Origin of the sequence: Pseudomonas sp. PS02290 (assembly GCF_029960075.1) — a bacterium.
Lineage (GTDB): Bacteria > Pseudomonadota > Gammaproteobacteria > Pseudomonadales > Pseudomonadaceae > Aquipseudomonas.
Map to the genome: position 1 here is coordinate 104,695 of NZ_JASCOY010000002.1, position 25,700 is coordinate 130,394.

General features: G+C 61.5%; 23 protein-coding genes. 10 read left to right on the top strand and 13 right to left on the bottom strand.

What is annotated here, in order from left to right:
- Positions 1-4: 4 nt before the first annotated feature.
- Positions 5-406: an RNA-binding S4 domain-containing protein gene (locus tag QMX88_RS01985; protein ID WP_065987435.1), complete on the bottom strand. Its 402-nt coding sequence runs from the start codon at positions 404-406 to the stop codon at positions 5-7.
- Positions 407-524: 118 nt separating this feature from the next.
- Here QMX88_RS01985 and rimA point away from each other — a divergent pair, with 118 nt between their 5' ends.
- The 3 genes from rimA to rimK are packed head-to-tail and all read left to right on the top strand — an operon-like array spanning position 525 to position 2,698.
- The gene (gene rimA, locus QMX88_RS01990) at positions 525-1,298 is read left to right on the top strand and encodes a S6 modification regulatory phosphodiesterase RimA (RefSeq protein ID WP_282365762.1); all 774 of its coding nucleotides are present in this window, start codon (positions 525-527) and stop codon (positions 1,296-1,298) included.
- A 15-nt stretch (positions 1,299-1,313) separates the two neighbouring features.
- Complete coding sequence (gene rimB / locus QMX88_RS01995; protein WP_065987437.1) at positions 1,314-1,796, top strand: retropepsin-like aspartic endopeptidase RimB; 483 nt, start codon at positions 1,314-1,316, stop codon at positions 1,794-1,796.
- Positions 1,793-2,698 (top strand): 30S ribosomal protein S6--L-glutamate ligase, encoded by a 906-nt coding sequence (gene rimK, locus QMX88_RS02000; protein WP_065987438.1) that lies wholly within the window; start codon positions 1,793-1,795, stop codon positions 2,696-2,698. The genes rimB and rimK overlap by 4 nt, the downstream gene beginning before the upstream one ends.
- Before the next feature lie 77 nt (positions 2,699-2,775).
- Here the strand turns inward: rimK and QMX88_RS02005 are convergent, their stop codons facing one another.
- Positions 2,776-4,089, bottom strand: a complete 1,314-nt coding sequence (locus QMX88_RS02005; RefSeq protein WP_192171344.1) for an ATP-binding protein — start codon at positions 4,087-4,089, stop codon at positions 2,776-2,778.
- A gap of 166 nt (positions 4,090-4,255) precedes the next feature.
- Positions 4,256-4,996 carry an osmolarity response regulator transcription factor OmpR gene (gene ompR, locus QMX88_RS02010; protein WP_065987440.1) on the bottom strand — a complete coding sequence of 247 codons (741 nt, stop codon included), beginning with the start codon at positions 4,994-4,996 and terminating at the stop codon, positions 4,256-4,258.
- Positions 4,997-5,276: 280 nt separating this feature from the next.
- Between ompR and QMX88_RS02015 the strand changes: the two genes are divergently transcribed.
- From QMX88_RS02015 to gshA, 3 genes are all read left to right on the top strand, one after another.
- On the top strand, positions 5,277-7,601 hold the full coding sequence (locus QMX88_RS02015) for a Tex family protein (protein ID WP_282365768.1): 2,325 nt from the start codon (positions 5,277-5,279) through the stop codon (positions 7,599-7,601).
- The gene (locus QMX88_RS02020) at positions 7,601-7,984 is read left to right on the top strand and encodes a PaaI family thioesterase (protein WP_192171346.1); all 384 of its coding nucleotides are present in this window, start codon (positions 7,601-7,603) and stop codon (positions 7,982-7,984) included. The genes QMX88_RS02015 and QMX88_RS02020 overlap by 1 nt, the downstream gene beginning before the upstream one ends.
- Before the next feature lie 197 nt (positions 7,985-8,181).
- Entirely contained in the window at positions 8,182-9,768 is a 1,587-nt protein-coding gene (gshA, locus tag QMX88_RS02025) for a glutamate--cysteine ligase (protein ID WP_282365772.1), read from the top strand.
- Positions 9,769-10,006: 238 nt separating this feature from the next.
- Here gshA and argA read toward each other — a convergent pair whose 3' ends face one another.
- A complete protein-coding gene (gene argA / locus QMX88_RS02030; protein WP_192171348.1) occupies positions 10,007-11,305 on the bottom strand; it encodes an amino-acid N-acetyltransferase in 1,299 nt (432 codons plus the stop codon).
- A gap of 149 nt (positions 11,306-11,454) precedes the next feature.
- On the bottom strand, positions 11,455-12,603 hold the full coding sequence (gene argE / locus QMX88_RS02035; RefSeq protein ID WP_282365775.1) for an acetylornithine deacetylase: 1,149 nt from the start codon (positions 12,601-12,603) through the stop codon (positions 11,455-11,457).
- A 166-nt stretch (positions 12,604-12,769) separates the two neighbouring features.
- Between argE and QMX88_RS02040 the strand changes: the two genes are divergently transcribed.
- The gene (locus QMX88_RS02040) at positions 12,770-14,137 is read left to right on the top strand and encodes a CYTH domain-containing protein (protein ID WP_282365777.1); all 1,368 of its coding nucleotides are present in this window, start codon (positions 12,770-12,772) and stop codon (positions 14,135-14,137) included.
- 163 nt (positions 14,138-14,300) lie between these two features.
- Here QMX88_RS02040 and QMX88_RS02045 read toward each other — a convergent pair whose 3' ends face one another.
- Positions 14,301-14,771, bottom strand: coding sequence for an Lrp/AsnC family transcriptional regulator (locus tag QMX88_RS02045; RefSeq protein ID WP_192171351.1), 471 nt, complete (start codon positions 14,769-14,771; stop codon positions 14,301-14,303).
- Between the two features lie 148 nt (positions 14,772-14,919).
- Here QMX88_RS02045 and QMX88_RS02050 point away from each other — a divergent pair, with 148 nt between their 5' ends.
- Complete coding sequence (locus tag QMX88_RS02050) at positions 14,920-15,267, top strand: hypothetical protein (RefSeq protein ID WP_282365782.1); 348 nt, start codon at positions 14,920-14,922, stop codon at positions 15,265-15,267.
- A 112-nt stretch (positions 15,268-15,379) separates the two neighbouring features.
- Entirely contained in the window at positions 15,380-17,164 is a 1,785-nt protein-coding gene (locus QMX88_RS02055; protein WP_192171353.1) for a GspE/PulE family protein, read from the top strand.
- On the opposite strand, the gene QMX88_RS02060 is transcribed toward QMX88_RS02055, so the two are convergent.
- Both QMX88_RS02060 and QMX88_RS02065 read right to left on the bottom strand, forming a co-directional pair.
- Entirely contained in the window at positions 17,165-18,214 is a 1,050-nt protein-coding gene (locus tag QMX88_RS02060; RefSeq protein WP_282365785.1) for an L-idonate 5-dehydrogenase, read from the bottom strand. It lies immediately after the preceding gene.
- 14 nt (positions 18,215-18,228) lie between these two features.
- On the bottom strand, positions 18,229-18,999 hold the full coding sequence (locus QMX88_RS02065) for a glucose 1-dehydrogenase (protein ID WP_192171355.1): 771 nt from the start codon (positions 18,997-18,999) through the stop codon (positions 18,229-18,231).
- 270 nt (positions 19,000-19,269) lie between these two features.
- On the opposite strand from QMX88_RS02065, the gene QMX88_RS02070 reads away from it, so the two are divergent.
- Complete coding sequence (locus QMX88_RS02070) at positions 19,270-19,587, top strand: DUF2388 domain-containing protein (RefSeq protein WP_065987516.1); 318 nt, start codon at positions 19,270-19,272, stop codon at positions 19,585-19,587.
- Between the two features lie 97 nt (positions 19,588-19,684).
- Here the strand turns inward: QMX88_RS02070 and gcvH are convergent, their stop codons facing one another.
- From gcvH to QMX88_RS02095, 5 genes are all read right to left on the bottom strand, one after another.
- Positions 19,685-20,068, bottom strand: coding sequence for a glycine cleavage system protein GcvH (gene gcvH / locus QMX88_RS02075; protein WP_282365791.1), 384 nt, complete (start codon positions 20,066-20,068; stop codon positions 19,685-19,687).
- Between the two features lie 66 nt (positions 20,069-20,134).
- Complete coding sequence (gcvT, locus tag QMX88_RS02080) at positions 20,135-21,217, bottom strand: glycine cleavage system aminomethyltransferase GcvT (protein ID WP_192171357.1); 1,083 nt, start codon at positions 21,215-21,217, stop codon at positions 20,135-20,137.
- A gap of 154 nt (positions 21,218-21,371) precedes the next feature.
- Complete coding sequence (locus QMX88_RS02085) at positions 21,372-22,988, bottom strand: ABC transporter permease (protein ID WP_282365797.1); 1,617 nt, start codon at positions 22,986-22,988, stop codon at positions 21,372-21,374.
- A gap of 201 nt (positions 22,989-23,189) precedes the next feature.
- A complete protein-coding gene (locus QMX88_RS02090; RefSeq protein WP_192171359.1) occupies positions 23,190-24,191 on the bottom strand; it encodes an extracellular solute-binding protein in 1,002 nt (333 codons plus the stop codon).
- A 269-nt stretch (positions 24,192-24,460) separates the two neighbouring features.
- Complete coding sequence (locus tag QMX88_RS02095) at positions 24,461-25,681, bottom strand: 2-octaprenyl-3-methyl-6-methoxy-1,4-benzoquinol hydroxylase (protein ID WP_282365799.1); 1,221 nt, start codon at positions 25,679-25,681, stop codon at positions 24,461-24,463.
- Positions 25,682-25,700: the final 19 nt, after the last annotated feature.

Here is a 25,700-nt window from a genome sequence, read left to right on the forward strand (position 1 = left end):
ATTGTCAGTCGTCACCCGAACGAAAATGAAACAATTGCCGACGCTGCTTTTTGGTCGGCCTGCCGTCGGTGGTCACGCCCAGGCTTCCGGCCTTGCGCATCTCGGCGGCTTGTTCGCGTTTGGCGAGGCTCTCCGGCGTTTCGCTGTACAGCAGCTGAGCCTCCGGGGCGCCACGGCGGACAATCGACAACGCCTGAACCACCACGGTCCGCTCATCGAAGCCCGCTCTGATCTGGAACTCGTCACCTACGCGCGGCTCTTTTCCCGGCTTGCAACGTTCGCCCCGGCAATGAACCTTGCCGCTCTCAATGGCGGCTTTTGCCAGCGCACGCGTCTTGAAAAAGCGCGCCGCCCAAAGCCATTTGTCCAGACGGACTTTGTCGTCCTCGTCTGACTTCTGTGTCATCTGAATTCCTCAATCGCGTAATGGTCAGAACCGTACTACGTCACGCCGGGGACGCAGTAACCGCCACCCTCGTTTACACTGCCCCCCAAGACTAAAGCACCGGCTTCAGGAGAACGACGTGACAGACTTCCCTACGTCATTGACCGGTGGGTGCCAGGGCTGCAGAGAAAGCGCCGCGCTGGATTTCGAATTTGAATTCGCCTATCAGCCAATCGTGGACGTCCGCAACCGCTCGGTGTTCGCTCACGAGGCGTTGGTACGTGGCGTCAACGGCGAAGGTGCCCTGTCTGTACTGAATCGGGTGGACCACACCAACCGTTACCGTTTCGATCAATTGTGCCGAACCCGCGCGATTTCAACTGCCGCCCGGCTGGGAGTGGACGAATACCTGTCGATCAACTTCCTGCCCAACGCGGTGTATCGCCCTGAACTGTGCATTCGCAGCACCCTTGAAGCGGCTCGCGACCATAATTTTCCGCTTGACCGGCTGATCTTCGAGACCGTCGAAACCGAGCATGTGTGTGACAACAGCCACCTCACTAACATCCTTCGCGAGTACCGCCAGTTTGGCTTCAAAACCGCTATCGACGACTTCGGTGCCGGGCATTCGGGACTGACCCTGCTTGCCGACTTTCAGCCTGACCTGATCAAGCTCGACATGGCGCTGGTGCGCAACGTCCATCTGGATCCCGCACGGCAGGCCATCGTGCGCGGCATTGTCACAATGTGTACGGACCTGAACGTTACAGTGATCGCCGAAGGCATCGAACATGCAGGCGAACGAGACTTCCTCGCCGACTGCGGCATTTACCTCATGCAGGGCTACTGGTTCGCCAAACCTGCATTCCAGGCGCTGGCGCACATCGACGCCGGTGCCTGGCAAAACGTGTAAACGAACGGAAACGCTTTGAAAACATTTGATCATCTGACCGTCATCGGCCTCCGCGAATGGGTGGCGCTGCCCCATCTGGGCGTTGCCGGGCTGCGCGCGAAAATCGACACCGGGGCCAGCACCTCCAGCCTGCACGCGACTGAAATCGAGCCGTTCGAACGGGACGGCGAAAAATGGGTGCGCTTCAACGCGCATCTGGGGACGGTGGTGCAGCTGCGTCATCGTCGCTGCGAGGCACAACTGGTGGCGATGAAAACCATCAAAAGCTCCAACGGTCACGCTCAGGTTCGCTACGTCATTCGCACGACACTGGCGCTGGGGGATAGGGTCTGGCCGGTTGAGTTCACGCTGGCCTGCCGCAAGGCCATGCGCTACCGGTTGCTGCTCGGTTCCAAAGCCCTGATTGACGGCCAGTTGGTGGTCAATCCGGGTGTTACTTATATTCAGGACAAGCCGGTCTTCCCGGCTTCAAATCTCTCTGCCACAGGTGCTGCATGAAGATCGCTGTGCTTTCGCGTAACCCGCGTCTGTATTCAACTCGTCGTCTGGTCGAAGCGGGCATTCAGCGCGGCCACGAGGTCGTGGTGGTCGATACCCTGCGCGCCTATATGAACATCGCCAGTCATAAGCCGCAGATTCACTACCGAGGAAAACCCCTGGAAGGCTTTGATGCGGTGATACCGCGCATCGGCGCTTCCGTGACCTTCTACGGCTGCGCCGTGCTGCGTCAGTTTGAAATGATGGGCGTGTTCCCGCTCAACGAATCCGTCGCTATCGCGCGGTCCCGTGACAAGTTGCGCTCGCTGCAGCTGTTGTCGCGACGCGGCATTGGCTTGCCCGTCACCGGCTTTGCTCACTCACCGGATGACATCCCTGACCTGATCCAGATGGTCAACGGCGCGCCGCTGGTGATCAAGGTGCTCGAGGGCACGCAAGGCATCGGCGTGGTGCTGTGCGAAACCGCAACGGCGGCCGAGTCCGTGATCGAGGCCTTTATGGGTCTGAAGCAGGACATCATGGTGCAGGAGTACATCAAGGAAGCCGGTGGCGCGGACATCCGCTGCTTCGTGGTGGGTGACAAGGTCATTGCGTCGATGAAGCGTCAGGCAAAGCCCGGGGAATTCCGCTCCAACCTGCATCGAGGCGGCACCGCCAGCCTGATCAAGATCACCCCCGAAGAACGCATGACGGCCATTCGGGCCGCCAAGGTCATGGGCCTGAGTGTCGCGGGTGTCGACATCCTGCGCTCCAATCACGGGCCATTGGTGATGGAAGTGAACTCGTCGCCAGGTCTTGAAGGCATTGAAACCACTACCGGCAAGGATGTCGCGGGGATAATCATCGAGTACATCGAGAAAAACGGCGGGCCGCACATGACCCGCACCAAGGGCAAGGGCTAACGCTTAAGCCCGTTTCTGCACGGAGGCTTTGGTCGCGAGCACGCCGCCCAAGGTCTCCAGTCGGAATCAGTAACGAGTCAATCGGCATCCCGCGGCAGCAACAGCCCCAACGGCAACCGAACCCTGGCCTCCAGCCCGCCTCCCGAACGATTACGCAACTCGACATTGCCGCCGTGCATCGCTGCAATGCGCTTGACGATCGCCAGGCCAAGCCCCGTCCCCTTGCCACTTCGGGCGCGGTCACCACGGATGAAGGGATTGAAAATGCCCTCCAGCTCCGACGGATCAATCCCCATACCCCGATCCAGCACGCTCAGCACCACGTAGGGCGCACCGCTGTCGCCGGAAACATAGGCCGCCACTTCAACGCCGTCACCGGCATGGTGCATCGCGTTGCCAATAAGGTTGTTGAGCAGCCGCTTCATGGAAACCCGTCGCAGCGGGAACGGCGGAATGGACTCCAGGCACAGCCGGACCTGCTCGACCGGGTTGTTGTACGGCGCCACCACTTCGTGGACCAGCTCGACCAGATCGACTTCTTCGACCTCTTCATCGCGCCCGTCCCGAATAAATGCCAGGAATTGGTCGAGGATGGCGTCCATGTCTTCGATGTCGCGAACCATGCCTTCCATGAATTCGTTGTTAGTCGGCATCAATTCCAGCGACAGGCGCAAACGCGTCAGCGGCGTTCGCAAATCGTGGGACACCCCGGCCAGCATCAGCTCGCGCTCCTGCCCGGCCTGCTCCACGTCTTCGGCCATCTGATTGAACGCCCGGTAAACCTCGGTCATCTCGCTGGGCGTGTCGCCCACCGGCAACCGCACACTGCGGCCCTGCCCCAGCTGGCGAGCGGCAAAAACCAGGCGCTTGAGCGGCTGATTGAGCTGGCTGACGAAGATCCACGCCGAAGCCGTCGAGAGCAAGCCGATCGCCAGAAACCAGCCCAACACGCTCCAGATTTTCTGCCCCCGCAACGGATGCGGGTACAGCGGCACTTTCAGCCAGCCATCGCCGAGACTCGGCGCCCTCACCCACAGCGCAGGAGGCGCGTGGACACGCAGACGCACTTCGGTGTCCGCGCCCAGTTCATCCTGCATCTGCCGTTGGTAGATTTCGGAATACGGCCAGTGCTGCTCGCCTTCCGGTACGCCGCCACCCACCACGCGGATCAGCCCGGCGGCGTCGGCGATGGTCTGCCGGTCGCTCTCGTCGGCCGCCCAGTAAGCCCGCAAAGTGAGTGCAACGCCGTGGCTGTATTGGCGATCGACCAGAACATCCTCGTTCATCAGCAAATAGACGAGGGTCAGCGCCTTCGAAAACAGCACGACAATGAGCACCAGCCACAGGGTGCGGGAGAAAAAACTTTGCGGGAACCAGAGCGGTGTCTTCATAACAGCAGCTACACACTTTGCGGAAGCGAGCCGGGCTCGCGAATTTGCGGAACACATGACACAGCAAAAACCAGCCACGCCAATGGCCGCTTTCGCGAACATCGAGGTGACTGGCTAACGTAGGCGGGCGTGAGACAGGCCCGGCAGGTTACCGTCGAACTTGCTGCTACTGCTTGTTGGCACCGTCTGGCACGAAAACATAACCCACTCCCCAGACCGTCTGAATGTAACGCGGCTTGGCAGCGTCCACTTCAATCAGACGACGCAGGCGGGAGATCTGGACGTCGATGGAGCGCTCCAGCGCGTCCCACTCGCGGCCACGGGCCAGATTCATCAGTTTGTCCCGCGTCAGCGGCTCACGGGCGTGCATGACCAACGCCTTCAACACCGCGAATTCACCCGTGGTGAGCATGTGCACTTCGTCGCCACGCTTGAGCTCGCGGGTGGCGAGCGACAGAGCGTAGTCGCCGAAAGTGACGGTTTCGTCTTCCGTGGCAGGTGCGCCAGGAACGGGCGCGGATTGACGACGCAGCACGGCGCGAACTCGGGCCATCAGCTCGTCAGGGTTGAAAGGTTTTGCGAGGTAATCATCGGCGCCGAGCTCGAGGCCCTTGATGCGGCTGAGCTCGTCGCCTTTGGCGGTCAGCATGATGATGGGGACTTGATTGTTCGCGGCGCGCAGACGGCGGCAGGCGGACAGGCCGTCTTCGCCCGGCAGCATCAGGTCCAGCACCACGAGGTGGAACACTTCGCGCGCCAGCAGCCGATCCATTTGCTCCACGTTGGGCACAGCCCGGGCGCGGTAGCCCTTGCTGTTGAAAAAGCGTTCTAGCAGGCTGCTCAAGCCCGGGTCATCGTCAACGATGAGGATTTTCTCGCCTTCAGCCGTTTGTGCAGTGCTGCTCATTGGAAGCTCCTTTGATCTCGGCGCGCATTATGGCGTAGCTGCAGTTATGCGCACCGTGTGCATTGTTAGCAGATTTTTCCTGAATCCACATGGGTGCTCTCGCTCAGTCACTTGAGGGCGATTCGCCGCGGCTGCGCGGGCTGAAACCGGCGTATCGACGGGCCGATCCCCTATTCAGGGCTCACTGGGTATAATGCGCCGCCTTCAAGGTCAGGCAACGCTCGTTCAAGGCGGTTCGCCAGCCGCTGATTTAATGCACACACATTTGCCAGGTGGTTTTATGGACAGTATCAACAGCCGCATCGCCGAGGAACTCGGCGTCCGCCCGCAACAGGTCGAAGCGGCCGTCGCGCTACTGGATGAAGGCTCAACGGTACCTTTCATCGCTCGCTATCGTAAGGAAGTCACTGGCAGCCTCGATGACACGCAACTGCGTCATCTGGAAGAGCGCCTGCGCTACCTGCGCGAACTCGACGAGCGCCGCATCAGCATCCTTGCCAGCATCGAAGAGCAAGGCAAGCTGACCCCTGAGCTGGCGCGCGAGATCAAGCTCGCCGACACCAAGACCCGCCTTGAAGACTTGTACCTGCCGTACAAGCAGAAGCGCCGCACCAAAGGCCAGATCGCACTGGAAGCCGGCCTGGGTGAGCTGGCCGACGGCATCTTCAATGATCCAACCCTCACCCCGGAAACCGAAGCTTCGCGCTTCGTCGATGCCGAAAAAGGCTTCGCCGACGTCAAGGCCGTGCTCGAAGGCGCCAAATACATTCTGATGGAGCGCTTCGCCGAAGACGCGACGCTGCTGGAGAAGCTGCGCAGTTTCCTCAAGCACGAAGCCGTGATCAGTGCCCGTGTGGTACCGGGTAAGGAAGAAGAAGGCGCCAAGTTCCGCGATTACTTCGAACACGACGAGCCGCTCAAGAGCATGCCGTCCCACCGTGCGCTGGCGATCTTCCGGGGTCGCAACGAAGGCGTGTTGAGCTCGGCGCTGAAAGTCGGTGAAGAGCTGCCCGGCACCCTGCACCCGTGCGAAATGATGATCAGCGAGCGCTTCGGCCTGCAGAATCAGAACCGTCCTGCGGACAAGTGGCTGGCGGAAGTCGTGCGCTGGACCTGGAAGGTCAAGCTGTACTCCAGTCTCGAAACCGACCTGCTCGGCGAGCTGCGCGAAGGTGCCGAAACCGAAGCGATCAACGTATTCGCTCACAACCTGCACGACCTGTTGCTGGCCGCACCGGCGGGACCACGCGCCACGCTGGGCCTCGATCCGGGCCTGCGCACGGGTTGCAAGGTCGCCGTGGTCGACAGCACCGGCAAGCTGCTGGACTACGCCACGGTCTACCCCCATGTACCGAAAAACCAGTGGGATCAGACCATCGCCGTGCTCGCGGCCCTGTGCGCCAAACATTCGGTTGACCTGATCGCGATCGGCAACGGTACCGCCAGCCGCGAGACTGACAAGCTGGCCGGCGATCTGATCAAAAAGTATCCAGGCTTGAAGATGACCAAAGTCATGGTCTCTGAAGCGGGCGCTTCGGTGTACTCGGCGTCGGAACTCGCCGCCAAGGAATTCCCGGACCTCGACGTTTCGATCCGTGGCGCCGTGTCCATCGCACGCCGCTTGCAGGACCCCCTCGCCGAACTGGTGAAAATCGACCCGAAGTCCATCGGCGTCGGCCAATACCAGCATGACGTGTCGCAGCTCAAGCTGGCCCGCGGTCTCGACGCGGTGGTGGAAGACTGCGTGAACGCCGTGGGTGTGGACGTGAACACCGCATCCGTCGCCCTGCTCGCTCGGATTTCCGGCTTGAACACCACCCTGGCGCAGAACATCGTTGCCCACCGCGACCAGAACGGCGCGTTCAAGACCCGTGCGGCATTGAAGAAAGTCCCGCGTCTGGGCGAGAAAACCTTCGAACAGGCCGCAGGCTTTCTGCGGGTTATGAACGGTGACAACCCGCTGGATTCGTCAGCCGTTCACCCTGAGGCGTATCCGTTGGTGCAGCGCATCGCCGCCCAGACCGATCGCGACATCCGTTCGCTGATCGGCGACGCTGCCTTCCTGAAGCGTCTCGACCCGAAGACATTCACCGACGAAACCTTCGGCCTGCCGACCGTCACCGACATCCTTCAAGAGCTGGAAAAACCGGGCCGCGATCCACGTCCGGGGTTCAAGACCGCTGAGTTCCAGGACGGCGTTGAAGACTTGAAAGATCTTCAGCCGGGCATGATCCTGGAAGGCGTTGTCACAAACGTCACCAACTTTGGCGCATTCGTTGATATCGGCGTGCATCAGGACGGTTTGGTGCACATCTCCGCGCTGTCGGAGAAGTTCATCAAGGACCCTCGCGAGGCGGTCAAAGCCGGCGACGTGGTGAAGGTCAAGGTGATGGAAGTGGACATCCCGCGCAAGCGCGTCGGTCTGTCGATGCGCATGAGCGACACGCCGGGCGAGAAAGTCGATGGCGCTCGCGGTGCCCGTCCGGGAGCAGCGCCGCGTCAGCAGCAAAGCAATGCCCCTCGCAAGGAAGCCTCGACCCCGGCGCCGAGCAATAACCCGATGGCGTCGCTGTTCGCCAACGCCAAGCAACTGAAGAAGCGCTGATGGATATCCCTGACGAACTGACCCAGAGCGCCTATTTCAAGACGCTCGGCTGCCGGGTAGTGAAACTGGACGAAGGCGTTGCCGTGGTGGCGTTGCCGCTGGAGCCACACCTGCGCAATCGCGGCAACGTCATGCATGGCGGCGCGCTGTTCAGCCTGGTCGACATCACCATGGGCCTGGCCTGCTCCAGCGCCCACGGCTTCGACAAGCAAAGCGTTACCGTGGAATGCAAAATCAATTACATGCGTGCCGTGGCCGAGGGCGAAGTCATCTGCACCAGCACGGTGCTGCATGCCGGACGCCGAACGCTGGTGGTCGAAGCTGACGTTCGCCAGAACGACAAGCTGGTTGCCAAAGCGCAGGGCACGTTCGCGATCGTCTAGCTGTCCGATAGCGTTATGAGTTAATTTCGGCACTGTTCAGCAGTGTCGAAATTTTCTGATTTCCGTGTAGGAACGATCAGCGACGGGCATCGGCGTTAGGGCCATCGACGAGGCGAAAACGCCAGTTCCTTTCTTCACCCTTGTAGACCGCCATATCGCCCCCATATAGGGCCGACTGACGCGTGAAGGATTCCAACTTGAGCGAACTTCTCAACCGCCGCCTGACTCTGCTTGGCGAGCACTCCAACCTCTCCCTTCTGGAGAAGTGCTTGCACGGCATCGAGCGTGAATGCCTGCGCGTTACGGGCGAAGGCCGGCTGGCGCAAACCCCGCACCCGGAAGCACTGGGCGCGGCGCTGACCAACGAGCAAATCACCACCGATTACTCCGAGTCGCTGCTGGAGTTCATCACTCCGGCCCTGGCCAACCCGGCTGACACGCTGGAAAGCCTGGATAAGATTCACCGCTTCGCGTACAGCAAACTGGGCAGCGAGTACATCTGGAGCCCTTCGATGCCGTGCCCGCTGCCGGCTGAGGCAGATATCCCGATCGCCTATTACGGCACGTCCAACATCGGCAAGCTCAAGTACGTGTACCGTCAGGGCCTGGCCTTGCGTTACGGCAAGACCATGCAGTGCATCGCCGGCATTCATTACAACTTCTCCTTGCCCGAAGCTATCTGGCCCGTGCTCAAGCAGGACGCGAAATTCGAAGGCGATGACCGCGATTTCCAATCCGAGAGCTACATCGGCCTGATCCGCAACTTCCGTCGTTACAGCTGGCTGCTGATGTACCTGTTCGGCGCGTCGCCGGCGCTGGACGCCAGCTTCCTGCGCGGCCGTTCCCATCAGCTTGAGCAGTTCGACGCCGAAACGCTGTACCTGCCTTACGCCACCAGCCTGCGGATGAGCGATCTGGGTTACCAGAGCAATGCCCAGGAGGACCTGACGCCTTGCTACAACGACTTGATCACGTACACCGACAGCCTTCGCCGTGCGGTGGCAACGCCCTACGCGCCTTATGTCGAAATCGGTACGCACAAGGATGGCGAGTGGATTCAGCTCAACACCAACGTGCTGCAGATCGAGAACGAGTACTACTCAACGATCCGCCCGAAACGCGTCACCTACTCAGGTGAGCGCCCGATTCAGGCGCTGGTCGCGCGCGGCGTGCAGTACGTGGAAGTCCGCTGCCTGGACATCAACCCGTTCCTGCCGGTGGGCATCGACCTTCAGCAATCGCGCTTCATTGATGCATTCATCCTGTACTGCGCGTTGCACGACAGCCCGCAATTGGCGAACAACGAGTGCGGCAACGCCAGCACGAACTTCCTGACCGTGGTCAAGGAAGGTCGTCGTCCCGGCCTGCAACTGAACCGCAACGACACTACGATCGACCTGAAAGTCTGGGCCAACGAGATGCTGGATACGATCAGGCCGATCTGTGAACTGCTCGACGCCAGCCAGGGCACGGATGAGCACGTCAAGTCGCTGGACGTTCAGCGCGCGAAAGTCGCGGACGCCTCTCTGACGCCTTCGGCACAAGTGCTGGCGGCGATGACCGAGCACAAGGAAGGCTTCACGGCTTTCTCGCTGCGCCAGTCGCAGGTTCACGCTGATCATTTCCGCAGCAATCCGCTGAGTGCCGAGGACCAGACGCATTTCGAGAGCAAGGCGCGTGAGTCCCTGGCTCAGCAGGCGGAACTGGAACAGACCGAAGAGAAAGTGGATTTCGATACGTTTGTGGGTGCGTATCAGGCGAGCATTCTGGCGATCAGCAACTGACGCCAGGCCCGTTGTAAACGGCGGGAGCTCGCTCTCATCAAACAACACCGCAGATGTGTCTGCCGGCGCACGAAATGGTGGGACGACCGAGGTGGCGCTCCACCTTGCTCGCGAAAGCGATGGCTCAGGCGAGAGAGATGTATCGCCTGACCTGGCCCCTTCGCGAGCAAGCTCGCTCCCACAGGGGTTCTATCGAACCGAAAATGCGCGTCAGGCTCCAGGTCCTGACGCGCTTCGCTTAGATCGCCTTCTCGAAAATCTTCGAATTACGCTGATAGTTGTACAGCGACGCACGGGCGCTCGGCAGGCGGTCAACGCTGCTGGCCTCGAAACCGCGCTCTTGGAACCAGTGCGCAGTACGCGTCGTAAGGACGAACAGGGTTTTCAGCCCCAGCGCCCGGGCGCGTTCTTCAATGCGCTCAAGCAGCTCATCGCCGCGCCCACCGTGGCGATACTCGGGGTTCACTGCCAGACACGCCAGCTCACCCGCTTCGGAATCGGCAATCGGATACAGCGCTGCGCAGGCGATGATCAGGCCCTCGCGCTCGACCACGCTGAACTGCTCGATTTCACGCTCCAGCACTTCCCGCGAACGACGCACGAGAATCCCCTGCTCTTCCAGCGGCGTGATGAGGTCCATCAGCCCGCCAACGTCGCCAATCGACGCTTCGCGCACCAGTTCGAATTGCTCCTGCGCCACCAGTGTGCCGCCGCCCGTGCGTGTAAATAGCTCGGAGAGCAGCGCGCCGTCTTCGGCGTAGCTGACAATGTGACTGCGCGCCACACCGCCGCGACAGGCCTGAGCCGCCGCATCCAGCAGCTCCGCCTGGTAGTTGCTGCCCAGGCGCTGAAGGTGCGCGGGAACCTGTTGCGGACGCAACTCACGGACCAATCGGCCCTGTTCGTCCAGCAAGCCTGACTCGGCGCCAAACAGCAGCAGCTTTTCCGCACCCAGATCAATGGCCGCGCGCGTCGCAACGTCTTCACAGGCCAGGTTGAAGATCTCGCCAGTGGGCGAATACCCCAACGGCGACAGCAGCACGATAGAGCGTTCGTCGAGCAGCCGGCTGATGCCCTTGCGGTCGATGCGGCGTACTTCGCCGGTGTGCTGGAAATCGACGCCTTCAAGGACGCCGATCGGACGCGCCGTGACAAAGTTGCCGCCCGTCACGCGCAACCGCGAGCCCTGCATCGGCGAGGCGGCCATGTCCATCGACAGACGCGCTTCGATGGCGATTCGCAGGGCGCCGACGGCGTCGATCACGCATTCGAGCGTGGCGAAATCGGTCACGCGCATGTCGTGATGGAAATGCGGCGTCAGGCCGCGCGCTTGCAGGCGGCTTTCGATCTGCGGGCGGGAGCCGTAAACCAGTACGAGGCGCACGCCAAGGCTGTGCAGCAAAACAAGGTCGTGGACGATGTTGCCGAAGTTCGGGTGCTCGACGCCATCGCCCGGAAGCATGACGACGAAGGTGCAATCCCGGTGGGCATTGATGTAAGGAGACGCGTGGCGGAGCCAATTGACGTAATCGGGCATATCCGAAAGGAGCCTGTAGTGGATGGACGAAGGGTAGAAACACTCAAGACGGCATGAGCTTTATCGTCGGAACAGGCATCGCAACACGCGTACTCTCCTTTTCGGATCATTCTTAGACAGGGCCTGACTCCAGCAGCACGTGGGCGCACTCAAGGGGTAGCCAGGCAGTAATGTTCGATCAATTGGCGTAACAGACGCACTGTAGGCTGCAAACGTGACATTTCAAGATATTCACCGGGCTGGTGCGCACAGGCAATGTCCCCGGGCCCCATCACGATGGTTTCGCAACCAAGGCGCTGAAGATAAGGCGCTTCGGTGCCAAATGCCACCGCTTCGGCCGTATGACCGGTCAGACGCTCTGCGATTCGCACCAGTTCCGCATCGGCGCTTTCTTCAAAGGGGGACACTTCCGAAAACAGCGGCGCATAGTCGATCTGCACCTGATGCAGCTCGGCGACGGGCTGCAGTTTCTGCCGAATCGCGGCACGCAGCACTTCAGGGTCCATGCCCGGCAGCGGGCGCAGGTCAAACTCCAGCGAGCACTGCCCGCAGATCCGGTTCGGGTTGTCGCCGCCATGGATGCAGCCGAAGTTCAGGGTCGGTTGCGGAACGCTGAACTGCGGATTGTGGTATTGCTCCTGCCACTGTCGGCGCAGGCCTTTCAGCTCGCCGATGGCGTCGTACATGGCTTCAAGGGCGCTGCGCCCAAGGCTCGGGTCCGAGGAGTGACCGCTGCGGCCGAGAATCTCTATGCGCTCCATCATCACGCCTTTGTGCAGGCGGACCGGCTTGAGACGGGTCGGCTCGCCAATAACTGCTGCGCGTCCCAGCACACCGCCCGCCGCCGCCAATGCCTTGGCTCCGGCCATTGAGCTTTCTTCGTCGCAGGTCGCGAGGATGATCAGCGGCTGCTTGAACGGCTGATCGAGCAGTGGCTGCAGCGCTTCGATGGCCAAGGCGAAGAAGCCCTTCATGTCGCAGCTGCCCAGTCCTACCCAGTTGCCGTCAACTTCGGTCAGCTTCAGTGGATCGGTCTTCCACAAAGCATCGTCGTAAGGAACCGTATCGCTGTGGCCCGCCAGCACCAACCCGCCGGGGCCGGTGCCGAAAGTGGCCAGCAGATTGAACTTGCCGGGGCTCACCTGCTGGATGTCGCAGGCAAAACCCAGGTCGCCCAACCAGCTTGCCAGCAGATCAATGACGGCGCGATTGGACTGGTCGAGCGCAGGCTGCGTACAGCTCACAGACGGCGCGGCGATCAGGGCAGCGAACTGGTCTTTCATGGACGGCAACGGCATAGGCGACTCCGGTGATGGGGTGCGACACGCGGACCATCATAGGTCGATTGCCCCGCATGAATAAACTGTCACGGTTGATGTCCTGTACACTGCACGGCCCACGCAGCTGTGTCGATTCCGGCTGCGACCCCTGTTATCAGCGATAGAGCGTTTGGATTCTCCGGCCATGCAGAAAGAAACCGAAATCAAACTCCGCGTCAGCCGCGAAACCCTCATAGCCCTGCGCGAGCACCCGTTGCTGAAGAAACGCAACAAGGGTGGCTGGGAGCGGTTGGAGCTGTTCAATCAGTACTTCGACACCCCCGAGCGTGAGCTGGCCCATGCCAAAGTTGCGCTGCGCCTGCGCCGCGACGGCGACGCCATCATTCAGACCCTCAAGACTCGCGGCCAGAGCGTCGCAGGCCTGTCCGAGCGTAACGAATACAACTGGGATGTGCCCAAAGCCAAGCTGGACCTGAAGAAGCTCGACGGCGAATGCTGGCCCGAGCAACTGGCGGATCTGGACAAGAAAACCATCAAACCGGTGTTCACCACTGATTTCGTCCGCGAAAAAGCGGAAATCGCTTGGGGCCGTGGCAAGTCCAAGGTGGTGATCGAGGCAGCGCTGGACCTGGGCAAGGTGGTCGCCGGCAAGCAGCAGGAAGAAATCTGCGAGCTGGAACTGGAATTGCGCGAGGGCGACCCTGCCGCGCTGCTGGAACTGGCCGCAGAGCTGGCCGAGAAACTGCCGCTGATGCCCTGCGATATCAGCAAGGCCGAACGTGGCTATCGTCTGTTCGACGCCAGCAGCTACTCCATCAAATTGCCAACGCCCGAGCTGCACGGCGAACTCTCGGTAGACGACGCGTTCAGCGCCATCGCCTGGTTCCTGCTCGGCAGCAGTCAGCGTCTGGCCGAGCAATACCGGTTCAACGGTCACTGGAGCCTGTTGCAGGAGTGGGTCGAAGTGCTCGCTGAACTGCGCGCGCTGGCCGGCAGCCTCGGTCAAGCCGCTCCGCGTGCCACGACCCATGACCTGCGTGCCGCGCTGGACGCCTTGCTGGAAGACTGGCGCACGCTGGTGCTCGCAGGCCAGGAAGATGGCGATGTACGCGCCGCTGCCCATGAGCAGTTCATCGAAGAGCTGCAGGACACCCGTTGGGGCCTGTTCTCGCTGACCACGTCGCGCTGGTTGATGGCGCGCAGCTGGACGGTCGAGCGCAACAACCGTGGCAATCGTCAGGGCCACGCAATGCTCAGCAGTTGGGTACCGCGTTTCCTCGGTGATGAGGCGACCGCGCTGAACCTGCCGCGCTACCAGCAGCAGCCGGAAGACCTGGCGGAGCAGTTGCCACGCATCGAGCGCATTCAGGTGTGGCTGCATTACGCCCGCCAGGCCCTCGACCTGCCTGAGCTGGATCGCTTGTACGGCGAGCTGAACAAGCTCGAACAACTGGCGCATCTGGACATCACCGATGAAATCCTCGATGCCCGCGTCCAGCAAACCATCACCGTCCTGCAAAGCCGGGCGTGGAAGACATTGTTGAAGTTGTAAGACGCCGTATGGATGGGACGGCTGGCGCGGTTGGCAGACCGGCTGACGCTGTTTCGTAGGAACGGCTTTAGCCGGGAAGAGGCCGGTTTGCACACCGTCAGCTTTATGGTGTACCCACCGACGCCTTCCCGGCTAAAGCCGGTCCCACTGGCGGATTGGCATCCTATCTGTTGATCGGCAAGCTCGTCGTCGATTTGATTTCCGACAGCGCCACTGTCGAATTCACTTCCTGAATCCCGGGCACCAGCGAGAGCTTTTCGAAGAAGAATCGCTCGTACGCTTCGATGTCCGGCGTGACGATGCGCAGCAAAAAGTCTACCGACCCCATCAGCACATAACACTCCAGCACTTCGGGAAAGCCTCGGATCGCTTCGGTGAATTCGGTGAAATTGGACCGACCGTGGGCGTTGAGTTTTACCTCGGCAAAAATCTGCGTGTTCAGGCCGATTTTCTTGCGATCCAGCAGTGTCACCTGCCGCCGAATCACGCCTTCATCCTTGAGCCTCTGAATGCGCCGCCAGCAAGGCGACTGCGACAGGCCGACCTGCTCGGCGATCTGCGCGCTGGACAGCGACGCATCCTCCTGCAGGAGCGCCAGAATCTTCCGATCATAGGCATCCAGCTCAATCCGCATAATCAATTCCCGAAATAAGATTGCTGAACATAGACAAGTCTCGATGAGACTAATACAGCCCGTCTTCGACCAGTAATTTCTTTTTCAGCGTGTAAAACTTTCTGCCATTCAACGCCATTGCAACGACGAGATTGTCAGGAGGTATCCCATGCCACATTTCGAAACCGTCAGCCCTGCTCCGTTTCGCCACGACGTCTGGTCGGTCAGCAACGCTCACTGCCTGTCGCGATACCAAATCCTTGCCGAAGCGGAAGCTGACGTACTCTGCCGGCTGCTCAACCTGTTCGCGATGCAGTACCTGATTCCCCAACAGGTCAGTGTGCTGCAGCGGGAAGGCATGCTGATGGTGAGCGTTGAGGTGGGTGGCATGACGTGGCACCGCGCTCAGGTGATTGGTGAAAAAATGCGCAACCTCGTCAACGTTTGCTCGGTCGAACTTGAACCCATGGGCGATTTGCACGTCGTAACCGAGGCCGTCTCACTCGCCGCCAGTTGAGTGCTCCGAAAATATTGGCAACGCTTCGCTACCGGCAGGGCGCAACAACTGGCACGCTTGGGACTACTCTTGCTCAACACCGAAGTAAGCCGTCTCGTACCAAGGAGCCCGCATGTCCGTCCTCGCCTCATCATCTCAGGACCGCTGGCTGGATCTGAACGAAGTACTGCGTGACCTCGTCGCCCAGGGATACCTCGATCAGGACAACGCCGAATATGCGCTCACGCTGCGCCGAGCCGCGCAGAATCTCCACGCCCACCCGCTCGAACTCATCGCCACCCAGCAGTTCGACAACCACAAGCGGCCCGGCAAGAAGCTCGACCTCGAAACCCTGACCGCCTGGCTGGCTGAGCAAGCCGGCCAGCCGTACCTGCGCATCGACCCTCTGAAGATCAACGTCGCCGCCGTGACCCCGTTGATGTCCTACGCCTTTGCACAGCGCCACAAGATTCTCGCGGTGGACGTTGATCGCGATGCGGTGACCATCGCCAGCGCGCAGCCTTACGTGAGTGCGTGGGAGGCCGACCTGACCCACGTACTGAAGATGCCGATCAAGCGCGTCGTCGCCAATCCTGTCGACGTGCAGAAACTGGCCGTCGAGTTTTATCGGTTGGCGAAATCGGTCAGCGGCGCAAGCGCCAGCGATCAGAAAATCAGCAACATGGGCAACTTCGAACAGTTGCTCAAGCTCGGCGCCAGCGATCAGGAGCCGGACGCCAACGACGCGCACATCGTCAATATCGTCGACTGGCTGTTCCAGTACGCGTACCAGCAGCGGGCGAGCGATATTCACATCGAGCCCCGCCGTGAAGCCGGTACCGTCCGTTTCCGCATCGACGGCGTGCTGCACAACGTTTATCAATTCCCGCCGCAAGTGGCGATGGCTGTCACCAGCCGTCTGAAAAGCCTGGGCCGGATGAACGTGGCCGAGAAGCGCAAGCCGCAGGACGGCCGGGTGAAGACCAAGACGCCTGACGGTGGCGAAGTGGAGCTGCGGCTGTCGACGCTGCCCACTGCCTTCGGCGAAAAAATGGTCATGCGGATTTTTGACCCGGAAGTGCTGCTCAAGGACTTCGACCAGCTCGGATTCTCCGGCGATGACCTGCGTCGCTGGGAGGGCATGACCCGCCAGCCCAACGGCATCATTCTGGTGACCGGCCCGACCGGTTCCGGCAAGACCACCACGCTGTACACGACGCTCAAGATGCTGGCGACTTCGGAAGTTAACCTCTGCACCATCGAGGACCCGATCGAGATGGTGGAGCCGGCGTTCAACCAGATGCAGGTGCAGCACAACATCGATCTGACCTTTGCCAGCGGCGTCCGCGCGCTGATGCGGCAAGACCCGGACATCATCATGATCGGCGAGATTCGCGACCTGGAAACCGCAGAAATGGCGATTCAGGCGGCGTTGACCGGTCACTTGGTGCTGTCGACGCTGCACACCAACGACGCGCCCAGCGCCATCAGCCGTCTGCTGGAGCTGGGCGTCCCGCATTATCTGCTCAAGGCGACGATCCTCGGCGTGATGGCGCAACGTCTGGTACGGACGCTGTGCCCGCACTGCAAGGCGCCGATCGAAATGGATGAGGTCGACTGGCAAACCCTGACGCGGCCTTGGCAGGCGCCCGTGCCAAGCGGCGCGCACCGGGCAGTGGGTTGCGCGGAATGCCGTGACACGGGTTATCGCGGGCGTGCGGGGGTGTACGAGATCATGCTGATGTCCGACGCCGTGAAGTCGCTGATCACGGCGGACCTGGACCTGACGGCGTTGCGTCGCCAGGGCTTCAAGGACGGCATGCGCAGCCTGCGGTTGTCCGGCGCGCAAAAGGTCGCGGCGGGGCTGACGACGGTTGAAGAGGTGCTACGCGTGACACCGCAGAGCGAGCAGCGTTAGTTACTGGTCCGGCACCCCGAAATCCAGCACGACTTTCATCGCTTGCTGCTTGTCCCCGGCCAGCTCGAACGCCTGGACCGCGTCCTGAAACGCGAGGGTGTGGGAGATCACCGGGGTCACGTCGATCACCTTGCGATTGAGCAAGTCCACCGCCTGGGCGAATTCGGGATGGAAGCGAAAGGTACCGCGCAGGTCGATTTCCTTGCCCACCACTAGGTTCAGCGGAATTGCCACATCGCCACCGAGCCCGACTGTCACCACAACCCCACGCGGTCGCATGCAGGTCAGGCCATCGCGCAGGGCTTGCGCACTGCCGGAGGCCTCGAACATCACGTCGAAATAACCCTTGTCGGCGGTATAGCGCGCCAGTGCTTCGGGCTCGTCGCGCAGATTGTGGGTTTCGCTGGCACCCATGCGGCGCGCGCAGGCCAACGCGCTGTCGCTCAGATCTGCGGCAATAATCTGCAACGCACCCGCCGCGCGCAGGCTGCCGATCAGCAAGTTGCCTATCGGGCCGCACCCGGTCACCAGGACGCCCTTGCCGAACACGCCGCCGGCGCGCTGGATCGCGTGAAGCCCGACCGACAGGGGCTCGGCCAGGGCGCCTTCAGCCAGCGTCGTGGTCGGCGCCAGCACATGGGCCTGGTTCGATTCGATCACCAAGTGCTCCCGGAAGGCGCCCTGAATGTGCGGAAACGGCATCGCGCTGCCGTAAAAACGCATGTTCAGGCAATGGTTGAGCAGGCCTTCGTGACAGTATTTGCAGTCTCCGCACGGCCGTGACGGCGACACGGAAATCCGTTGCCCGACGCTGAAAGCGCTCTGGGCGTCGCCGACTTCCTCGATGACTGCCGAAATTTCATGGCCAAGGACCATCGGCTCTTTCAGCCGAACGGCACCGAATCCGCCGTGCTGGTAGTAGTGAAGATCCGAGCCGCAGATACCGCCGCGAGCAACGCGAACACGCAACTGGCCGGCAGACAACGGCAACGCTTCGTTGCCGGGCTCGATACGCAGGTCTTTCGCGGCATGGCAGACAATCGCTTGCATGGTCATTCTCCGGATTACAGCGATGCCGTGATGGCACCGTCGACGTAAAGGATGTGGCCGTTGACGAAGCTGGCCGCGTCCGAGGCGAGAAACACCGCCGCGCCCGCCAGCTCCGACACTTCGCCCCAACGACGGCTCGGCGTGCGTTGCACCAGCCAGTCGCTGAATTCGGTGTTGGCCACCAGCGCAGCGTTGAGCTCGGTCTTGAAGTAGCCCGGCCCGATCCCGTTGACGTTGAGACCGAACGGGCCCCAGTCGATCGCCATGCCTTTGGTCAGCATCTTCAGCGCGCCCTTGCTCGCGGTATACGGCGCAATACCCGGTCGGCCCAGCTCGCTCTGCACCGAACAGATGTTGATGATGCGCCCGCGCCCACGGGGGATCATGCAGCGCGCGACGGCCTGACCCACGAAGAAGGCGCTGTCCAGGTTGGTACGCATCAGCTCGTGCCAGTCCGCCTCGGCGAACTCCGCCAGCGGCCCGCGCCGTTGGATGCCGGCGTTGTTGACCAGGATTTCCAGCGGCCCGACGCGTTCTTCGATTTCCTGAACCGCAACGGCGACCGCCTTGCTGTCCGTCACATCAAAACTCTGCGTGTGAACTGCATGCCCCTCCGCGATCAGGGCTTGAGCGGACGATTGCAGCGTCTCGGCGTTGCGGCCGTTGAGCACGACCGTGGCGCCTGCTTCGGCCAGACCCCGGGCAATCGCCAGACCGATGCCTGCGCTGGAGCCGGTGATCAGCGCCACCCTGCCGTCGAGACGAAAACTTTCCAGAACAGCCATGACGCCCTCCTATTGTTTTTGCGGCTTGAATCTCGATGGGCTGCGCCAGCTGTTGTTCCGATCAAACACAGAAGCCGCGCAGATTGCAGTCACCGTACTCTGCCCGATCAACTTCCCACCGTCATTAACCATGACCCTCCGAACGTTGATCAACGCCCGGACGAGACGACTTAGCAGGTCGTTGCGCTATGAAGCCCTGCGCATGGGGAACTAGAACGCGAGATGGCGTATCAAATCGTTTCAGAACAAACCAACATCGGAGTACCCGTCATGCGTCTTAAACTTGCTGTAGCCACGTTAGCTTTGCTTTCCCTGCCGGTCGGTTCAGCAATGGCCGACGGTTTTCTGCGGGACGTACTTTCGTCTGGTGCCACAACCGGTTCCACCTACCTCACCTTCCGGCACCACAAGCTGATCGTCGCTGCACAAGATGACGCTGGCAGCTTCGTCGCCAGCAACGGCGAAATCCGTGGCCCATACCTGGAAGCCGCCATGGATCAGGTGCGCAAGGACAACCCGGCCCTCAAGGCATCGGACATGGACCTGGCGAACGCCATCCTGGCGAAGAACCTGGTTGCCGAGCAATAAGTCAGACCTGTCGAGACGGGTTGGCCGCATAACGCCAATCTAGCTCCCAATAAAAAGCCGCTCACTTGAGCGGCTTTTTTGTGCCGGACCGATGGGCTTATTCGCCGATCAGTGCCTTGTAGCCGGCTGCATCAAGCAGCTTGCCCAGGTCCGCGGTATTGGCTGGCTTGACCTTGAAGATCCACGACGCGTATGGCGCCTCGTTCAATGCCTCTGGGCCATCAGCCAGCGCCTCGTTGACCTCGACGACTTCGCCCGCCACGGGCGAGTAGATGTCAGACGCAGCCTTTACCGACTCGACGACACCGGCCTGATCACCTGGGGCCGCGAAAACCTTACCCACCTCAGGCAGCTCGACGAACACCACGTCACCCAGCGCTTCCTGCGCATGATCGGAAATACCGACAACGATCAGATCACCCTCTTGCTTCGCCCACTCGTGGCTCTCGGCAAAACGCAGTTCGGCGGGAATAGTGCTCATGTTCTTATCCTCTCTACTTCATCAGGTCAGCGGAAAAACCCGCCAGGGATGGCTTTCAAATCAGGGTTATATCAGGGCCTTGCCGTGACGCACGAATGCGGGTCGAACCACTCGAACCGGGTACCACTTGCCCCGGATTTCCACCTCGGCACGGTCAGCGGTGGCCATCGGCACTCGCGCCAGCGCGATCGACTTGCTTAGCGTAGGAGAGAAACTACCACTGGTGATCTCTCCTTCGCCAACTTCCGCTATTCGGACGACCTGATGAGCGCGTAAAACGCCCCGCTCTTCGAGGACCAGCCCTACAAGTCTTGAGGAGATGCCTCGCGCGCGCTCTGCTTCGAGTGCTGCACGCCCGATGAACGTTCGGTCTTCAGGCGTCCACGCCACCGTCCAGGCCATGTTGGAAACCAGCGGCGAAACCTGCTCGTCGATTTCCTGACCGTACAGATTCATGCCCGCTTCCAGCCGCAGCGTATCGCGGGCGCCCAGACCGATAGGCGAGATGCCGGCACCGACCATGTCGTTGAAAAAACTGCAGGCTTCGGTGGCGGGCAGGATGATCTCCAGGCCGTCTTCACCGGTATAACCTGTGCGGGCAATGAACCAGCCGCCTTCCTGCTGGCCTTCGAAGGGTCTGAGGGTGTGGATGAGCGCGGTGCGTTCCTGATTGACCAGTTCGCCGATCTTCTGCCGGGCGTTTGGCCCCTGAATGGCGAGCATGGCCAGCTCCGAGCGATGCCTGACGCGCACGTCGTAGCCGGCAAGGTTGGCGTTCATCCAGGCCAGATCCTTGTCGCCGGTGGCGGCGTTGACCACCAGTCGATAACCCTCGTCGGTCAGGTAGACGATCATGTCGTCGACGATACCGCCGTGGGTGTCGAGCATCGCGCTGTAAAGCGCCTGCCCGGTCTGTTGCAACCTGCCGACGTCGTTGGCCAGCAGATGTTGCAGCCAAGGCTTGGCCTGGCTGCCGGATACATCGAGCACATGCATGTGCGACACGTCGAAAATCCCGCAATCCCGGCGCACCTGATGGTGCTCCTCGACCTGCGATCCGTAGTGCAAGGGCATGTCCCAACCACCAAAATCGACCAGCTTCGCGCCGAGCGCGAGGTGCAGGTCAAAGAGGGGCGTACGCTGTCCCATGGGTTTCTCCTTCCGGGCGTGGCGAAGACGCGGTCACTGGCAATCCCGCAAATCCCCCGTGAATTGGGGTTTGGAGCCGTTGCTAATTTGTGGAATTGTCTGACAGACCGAGTCGATTGCGGCGCATTGTAGCCGCAAGGTTGGGACCCCGCACCTAACCAATCGGCTTAGCCGAACGTCTGATCAAACCGATGACCGGGAGCAGCCCGACCAGTACCAACGTCAGTGCAGGCAGAGCCGCACGCGCCCACTCGCCTTCACTGGTCATTTCGAAGATGCGCACGGCCAGCGTGTCCCAGCCAAACGGGCGCATGAGCAGCGTGGCGGGCATTTCCTTGAGGACGTCGACGAAGACCAGCAGCGCAGCGCTCAAGGTACCGGGTATGAGCAGCGGCAGATAAATCCTGAAAAACAATCGTGGCCCACTGACCCCCAGACTGCGAGCGGCTTCGGGCAATGACGGGCGAATGCGCGACAGGCTGTTCTCGAGCGGCCCGTAGGCGACCGCAATGAAGCGCACCAGGTACGCAAGCACGAGCGCGCCCAGGCTGCCCAGCAAAAGCGGCCGGCCAGCACCGCCCATCCAGGTGGATAAGGGCACGACCAGTTCCCGGTCGAGATAACTGAACGCCAACATGATCGACACCGCCAGCACAGAGCCGGGCAGCGCGTAGCCGATGTTGGCGAGGCTGACGCCCGAGCGGATGGCGCGAGTGGGGGCGAGACGCCGGGCAAACACGAGAATCATCGCGACGCACACCGTGACCAGCGCAGCGATGCCGCCCAGATAAAGCGTGTGCAGGATCAACCCGGCGTAGCGCTCGTCGAGGTCGAAACGCCCGCGCTGCCAGACCCAGACAATCAACTGCAGCAGTGGCACCACAAACGCACAGGCCAACACCAGCCCACACCATGTGCTGGCGGCGGCGGCTTTCAGGCCGCGCAGGTGATACAGCGCCTTGCCCCTCGGGCGCTCGTTGCTCGGTCGGCTCGCTCCCCGTGCGCGATGTTCGCCGTACAGCAGGACCATGACGGCCAACAGCAGCAGGCTCGCCAGTTGCGCCGCGCTCGACAGGCTGAAGAAGCCGTACCAGGTTTTGTAGATGGCGGTGGTGAAGGTGTCGAAATTGAACACCGACACCGCGCCGAAATCCGCCAGGGTTTCCATCAACGCCAACGCGACCCCGGCACCGATCGCCGGCCGCGCCATGGGCAATGCCACGCGCCAGAACGCTTGCCACGGCGACTGCCCCAAAATGCGGGCGGCCTCCATCAAGCCTTTGCCCTGCGCCAGGAATGCCGTGCGCGCCAACAGATAGACGTAGGGGTAAAACACCAGCACCAGCACGATGATCACGCCACCGGTCGAGCGCACTCGCGGCAGACGCAGGCCGGAGCCGAACCACTCGCGCAACAGCGTCTGCACCGGGCCTGCGAAATCCAGCAATCCCACAAAGACAAACGCCAGCACATACGCCGGGATGGCAAACGGCAGCATCAGCGCCCAGTCGAGCCAGCGCCGCCCCGGGAACTCACACAGCGCCGTCAGCCACGCGAGACTCACGCCCAAGACCGTAACGCCCAGCCCGACGCCGAGCACCAGCGTCAGGGTGTTGCCCAGCAACCGTGGCATCTGGGTTTCCCAGAGGTGGGACCAGATCTGCTGATCGACGGTTTGCCAGGAGAGCATCAGCACGCTCAACGGCAGCAGCACCAGCGCGGCGATGGTGAAAACCAGGGGGTACCAGCGACGCTTGGGGGAATGGGCCAAAGGGGTTACTCATGAAGAGTTGCGGATTGACGAAGCCCTCGGTGGGAGCGACCGGGGTGGCGCTCCACCTTGCTCGCGAAGAGGCCGGCACATCCGCTAGATCTCCAGCGATTGAAATGCCGTCTTCGTGAGCAAGCTCACTCCCACAGGATCTTCACCAGGATGCAAAACCGGCGTGACCCGGGCGTCTTTCGTGAAAGATCAGTTCCAGCCAGCACGGTCCATCATGCGAATCGCTTCGGCCTGCCGCCGACCGGCCACTTCAACCGGGATTGTGTCCGCCTTGAATGCGCCCCAGCTCGCCACTTCTTCGGACGGTGCGACTTTCGGGTTGGCCGGGAATTCCTGGTTGGTGCCGGCGAATATCGTCTGGGCTTCGGGGCCCGTCATCCATTCCACCAACGCTTTGGCGGCGTCGGCATGGGGCGCGTACTTGGTCAGGCCAATGCCGGAAAGATTGACGTGCACGCCGCGATCCGACTGATTGGGCCAGAACAGGCGCACGGCAAGGTCCGGATTGTCCTTGTGCAAGCGACCGTAGTAGTAAGTATTGACGATGCCGACGTCGCATTGGCCGGCATTGATGGCTTCCAGCACCGCGATGTCATCGGAAAACACGTCGGTCGAGAGGTTGTTCACCCAGCCCCTGAGAATCTTTTCAGACGCCTCGGCGCCGTGGGTTTCGATCAGCGTGGCGGTCAGCGACTGGTTGTAGACCTTCTTGGCGGTACGCAGGCAAAGACGTCCTTCCCACTGTTTGTCGGCCAGCGCTTCGTAGGTGGTGAGTTCTTCAGGTTTGACGCGATCGGTGGAGTAGGCGATGGTCCGCGCGCGCAGGCTCAGGCCGGTCCAACTGTGGGTGGAAGAGCGGTATTGCGGGGGAATATTCGCGTCGATGACCGGCGAAGTGAACGGCTGCAGGATACCCATCTGTTCCGCTTGCCAGAGGTTGCCTGCGTCGACAGTGAGCAGCAGGTCAGCCGTTGCGTTCTGGCCCTCGGCCTTGATGCGCTGCATCAGCGGGGCTTCCTTGTCGGTGATGAACTTGACCTTCACACCGGTCTTGGCGGTGTAGGCATCGAACACCGGTTTGATCAGCTCATCGATTCGGGAGGAATACACCACCACTTCATCTGCGGCCTGGGCGGTGCTGCCGAGCACGGTTAATGCCAGGGCAGCCAAAAGACGCTTGCTCGCCTGCATGCAGGTTCTCCTGATTCGAGAGAGGGGAAAAACGAGGCGAAATGGTAGTGAATCGCATCTACCATCTCAACCGAAGTCAGGATTGAGCCGTTACCGGATGTTGCGGAGTGCCGGCGGTGAACCCTCTGAACGCGCGCGGTTTCAGTGGGACCGGCGTCAGCCGGGAGGAGGCCAGCTTCAACGCCATCAGATTCCCGGCGTAGCAAATGGCGCTTTCCCGGCTAAAGCCGGTCCCACAGTGAAGCGCGCGGACAGAAAGTGCTGTGCCGTCAGAGCTTCGCCAACTCGGGGAGGTCCCCGGTCAGCCCCAAGGCTTGGCGCACGAACAACGCCTTGGCTTCTGCCGAATGATCGACCATCTTCAGCCCGGCATTGCGCAACAAACGAACCGGCAGCGCATCGGCCTGGAACAGCCGCTCGAAGCCTTCCATCGCCGCCATCAACGCCAGGTTATGCGGCATGCGCCGACGCTCGTAACGGCTCAACACACGCTCATCGGCCAGACGCTCTCCGCGCTCGACCGCACCGCGCAGCACTTCGGCGAGCACCGCTGCGTCGAGAAAGCCCAGGTTGACGCCCTGCCCCGCCAATGGATGGATGGTGTGTGCGGCGTCGCCGATCAGCGCAAGGCCCGGCGCCACATAGCGCTTGGCATGGCGTTGCCGCAGCGGGACGCAAACCCGCGAATCAGCCGAGATCACCTGCCCGAGACAGCCTTCGAACGCATTCTCCAGCTCACGGCAGAAGCGTTCGTCATCGAGCTTCATCAACCGCTCGGATTGCTCCGGTGTCACCGACCAGACGATGGAGCACCAATGCTCACCCTCTCGGTCCAGCGGCAAAAAGGCCAGCGGGCCGTCGTCAGTAAAGCGCTGCCAGGCGGTTTTGCGGTGGGAATCCGCCGTGCGCACGCTCGTCACAATGGCGTGATGCAGGTAGTCCCATTCCCGCGTCGCGGTGCCCGTCATGCGCCGCACGGTCGAGTTGGCGCCATCGGCCGCGACCACCAGCGGCGCGCGCAATGTGCGGCCGTCGGACAGGGTCAGCAGCCAGTCATCGCCGGAGTGACGCATCTGCTCCAGACGCGCATCGGCCAACAAACCGATGTTGCTGTCATGCAAGCGTTCGACCAGCGCATCCTGCACCACGCGGTTTTCAACGATATGCCCAAGCACTTCGGCGTGAACGCTGGAGGCAGAAAAATGCACCTTGCCCGTGCCGCTGCCATCCCACACGTGCATGTCGCTGTAGGGGCTGACTCGCCGCGCAACGATGCCGTCCCAGACGCCTAGCCGCTCGAGAATGCGCTGACTGGCGATGGACAGCGCGCTGACCCGCGCCTCGAATGGCGCGTCGGCCACGAACGGCTTGACCGTCAGAGGACCACCATCCACCACGAGGATGTTCAGCCCACTGTCGCGCAGCGCCAGTGCAAGCGCGCTCCCCACCATTCCGGCCCCGACAATCAGCAGATCTGCGCGCGTTTCCATGCTTTAAATCGTTCTCGGT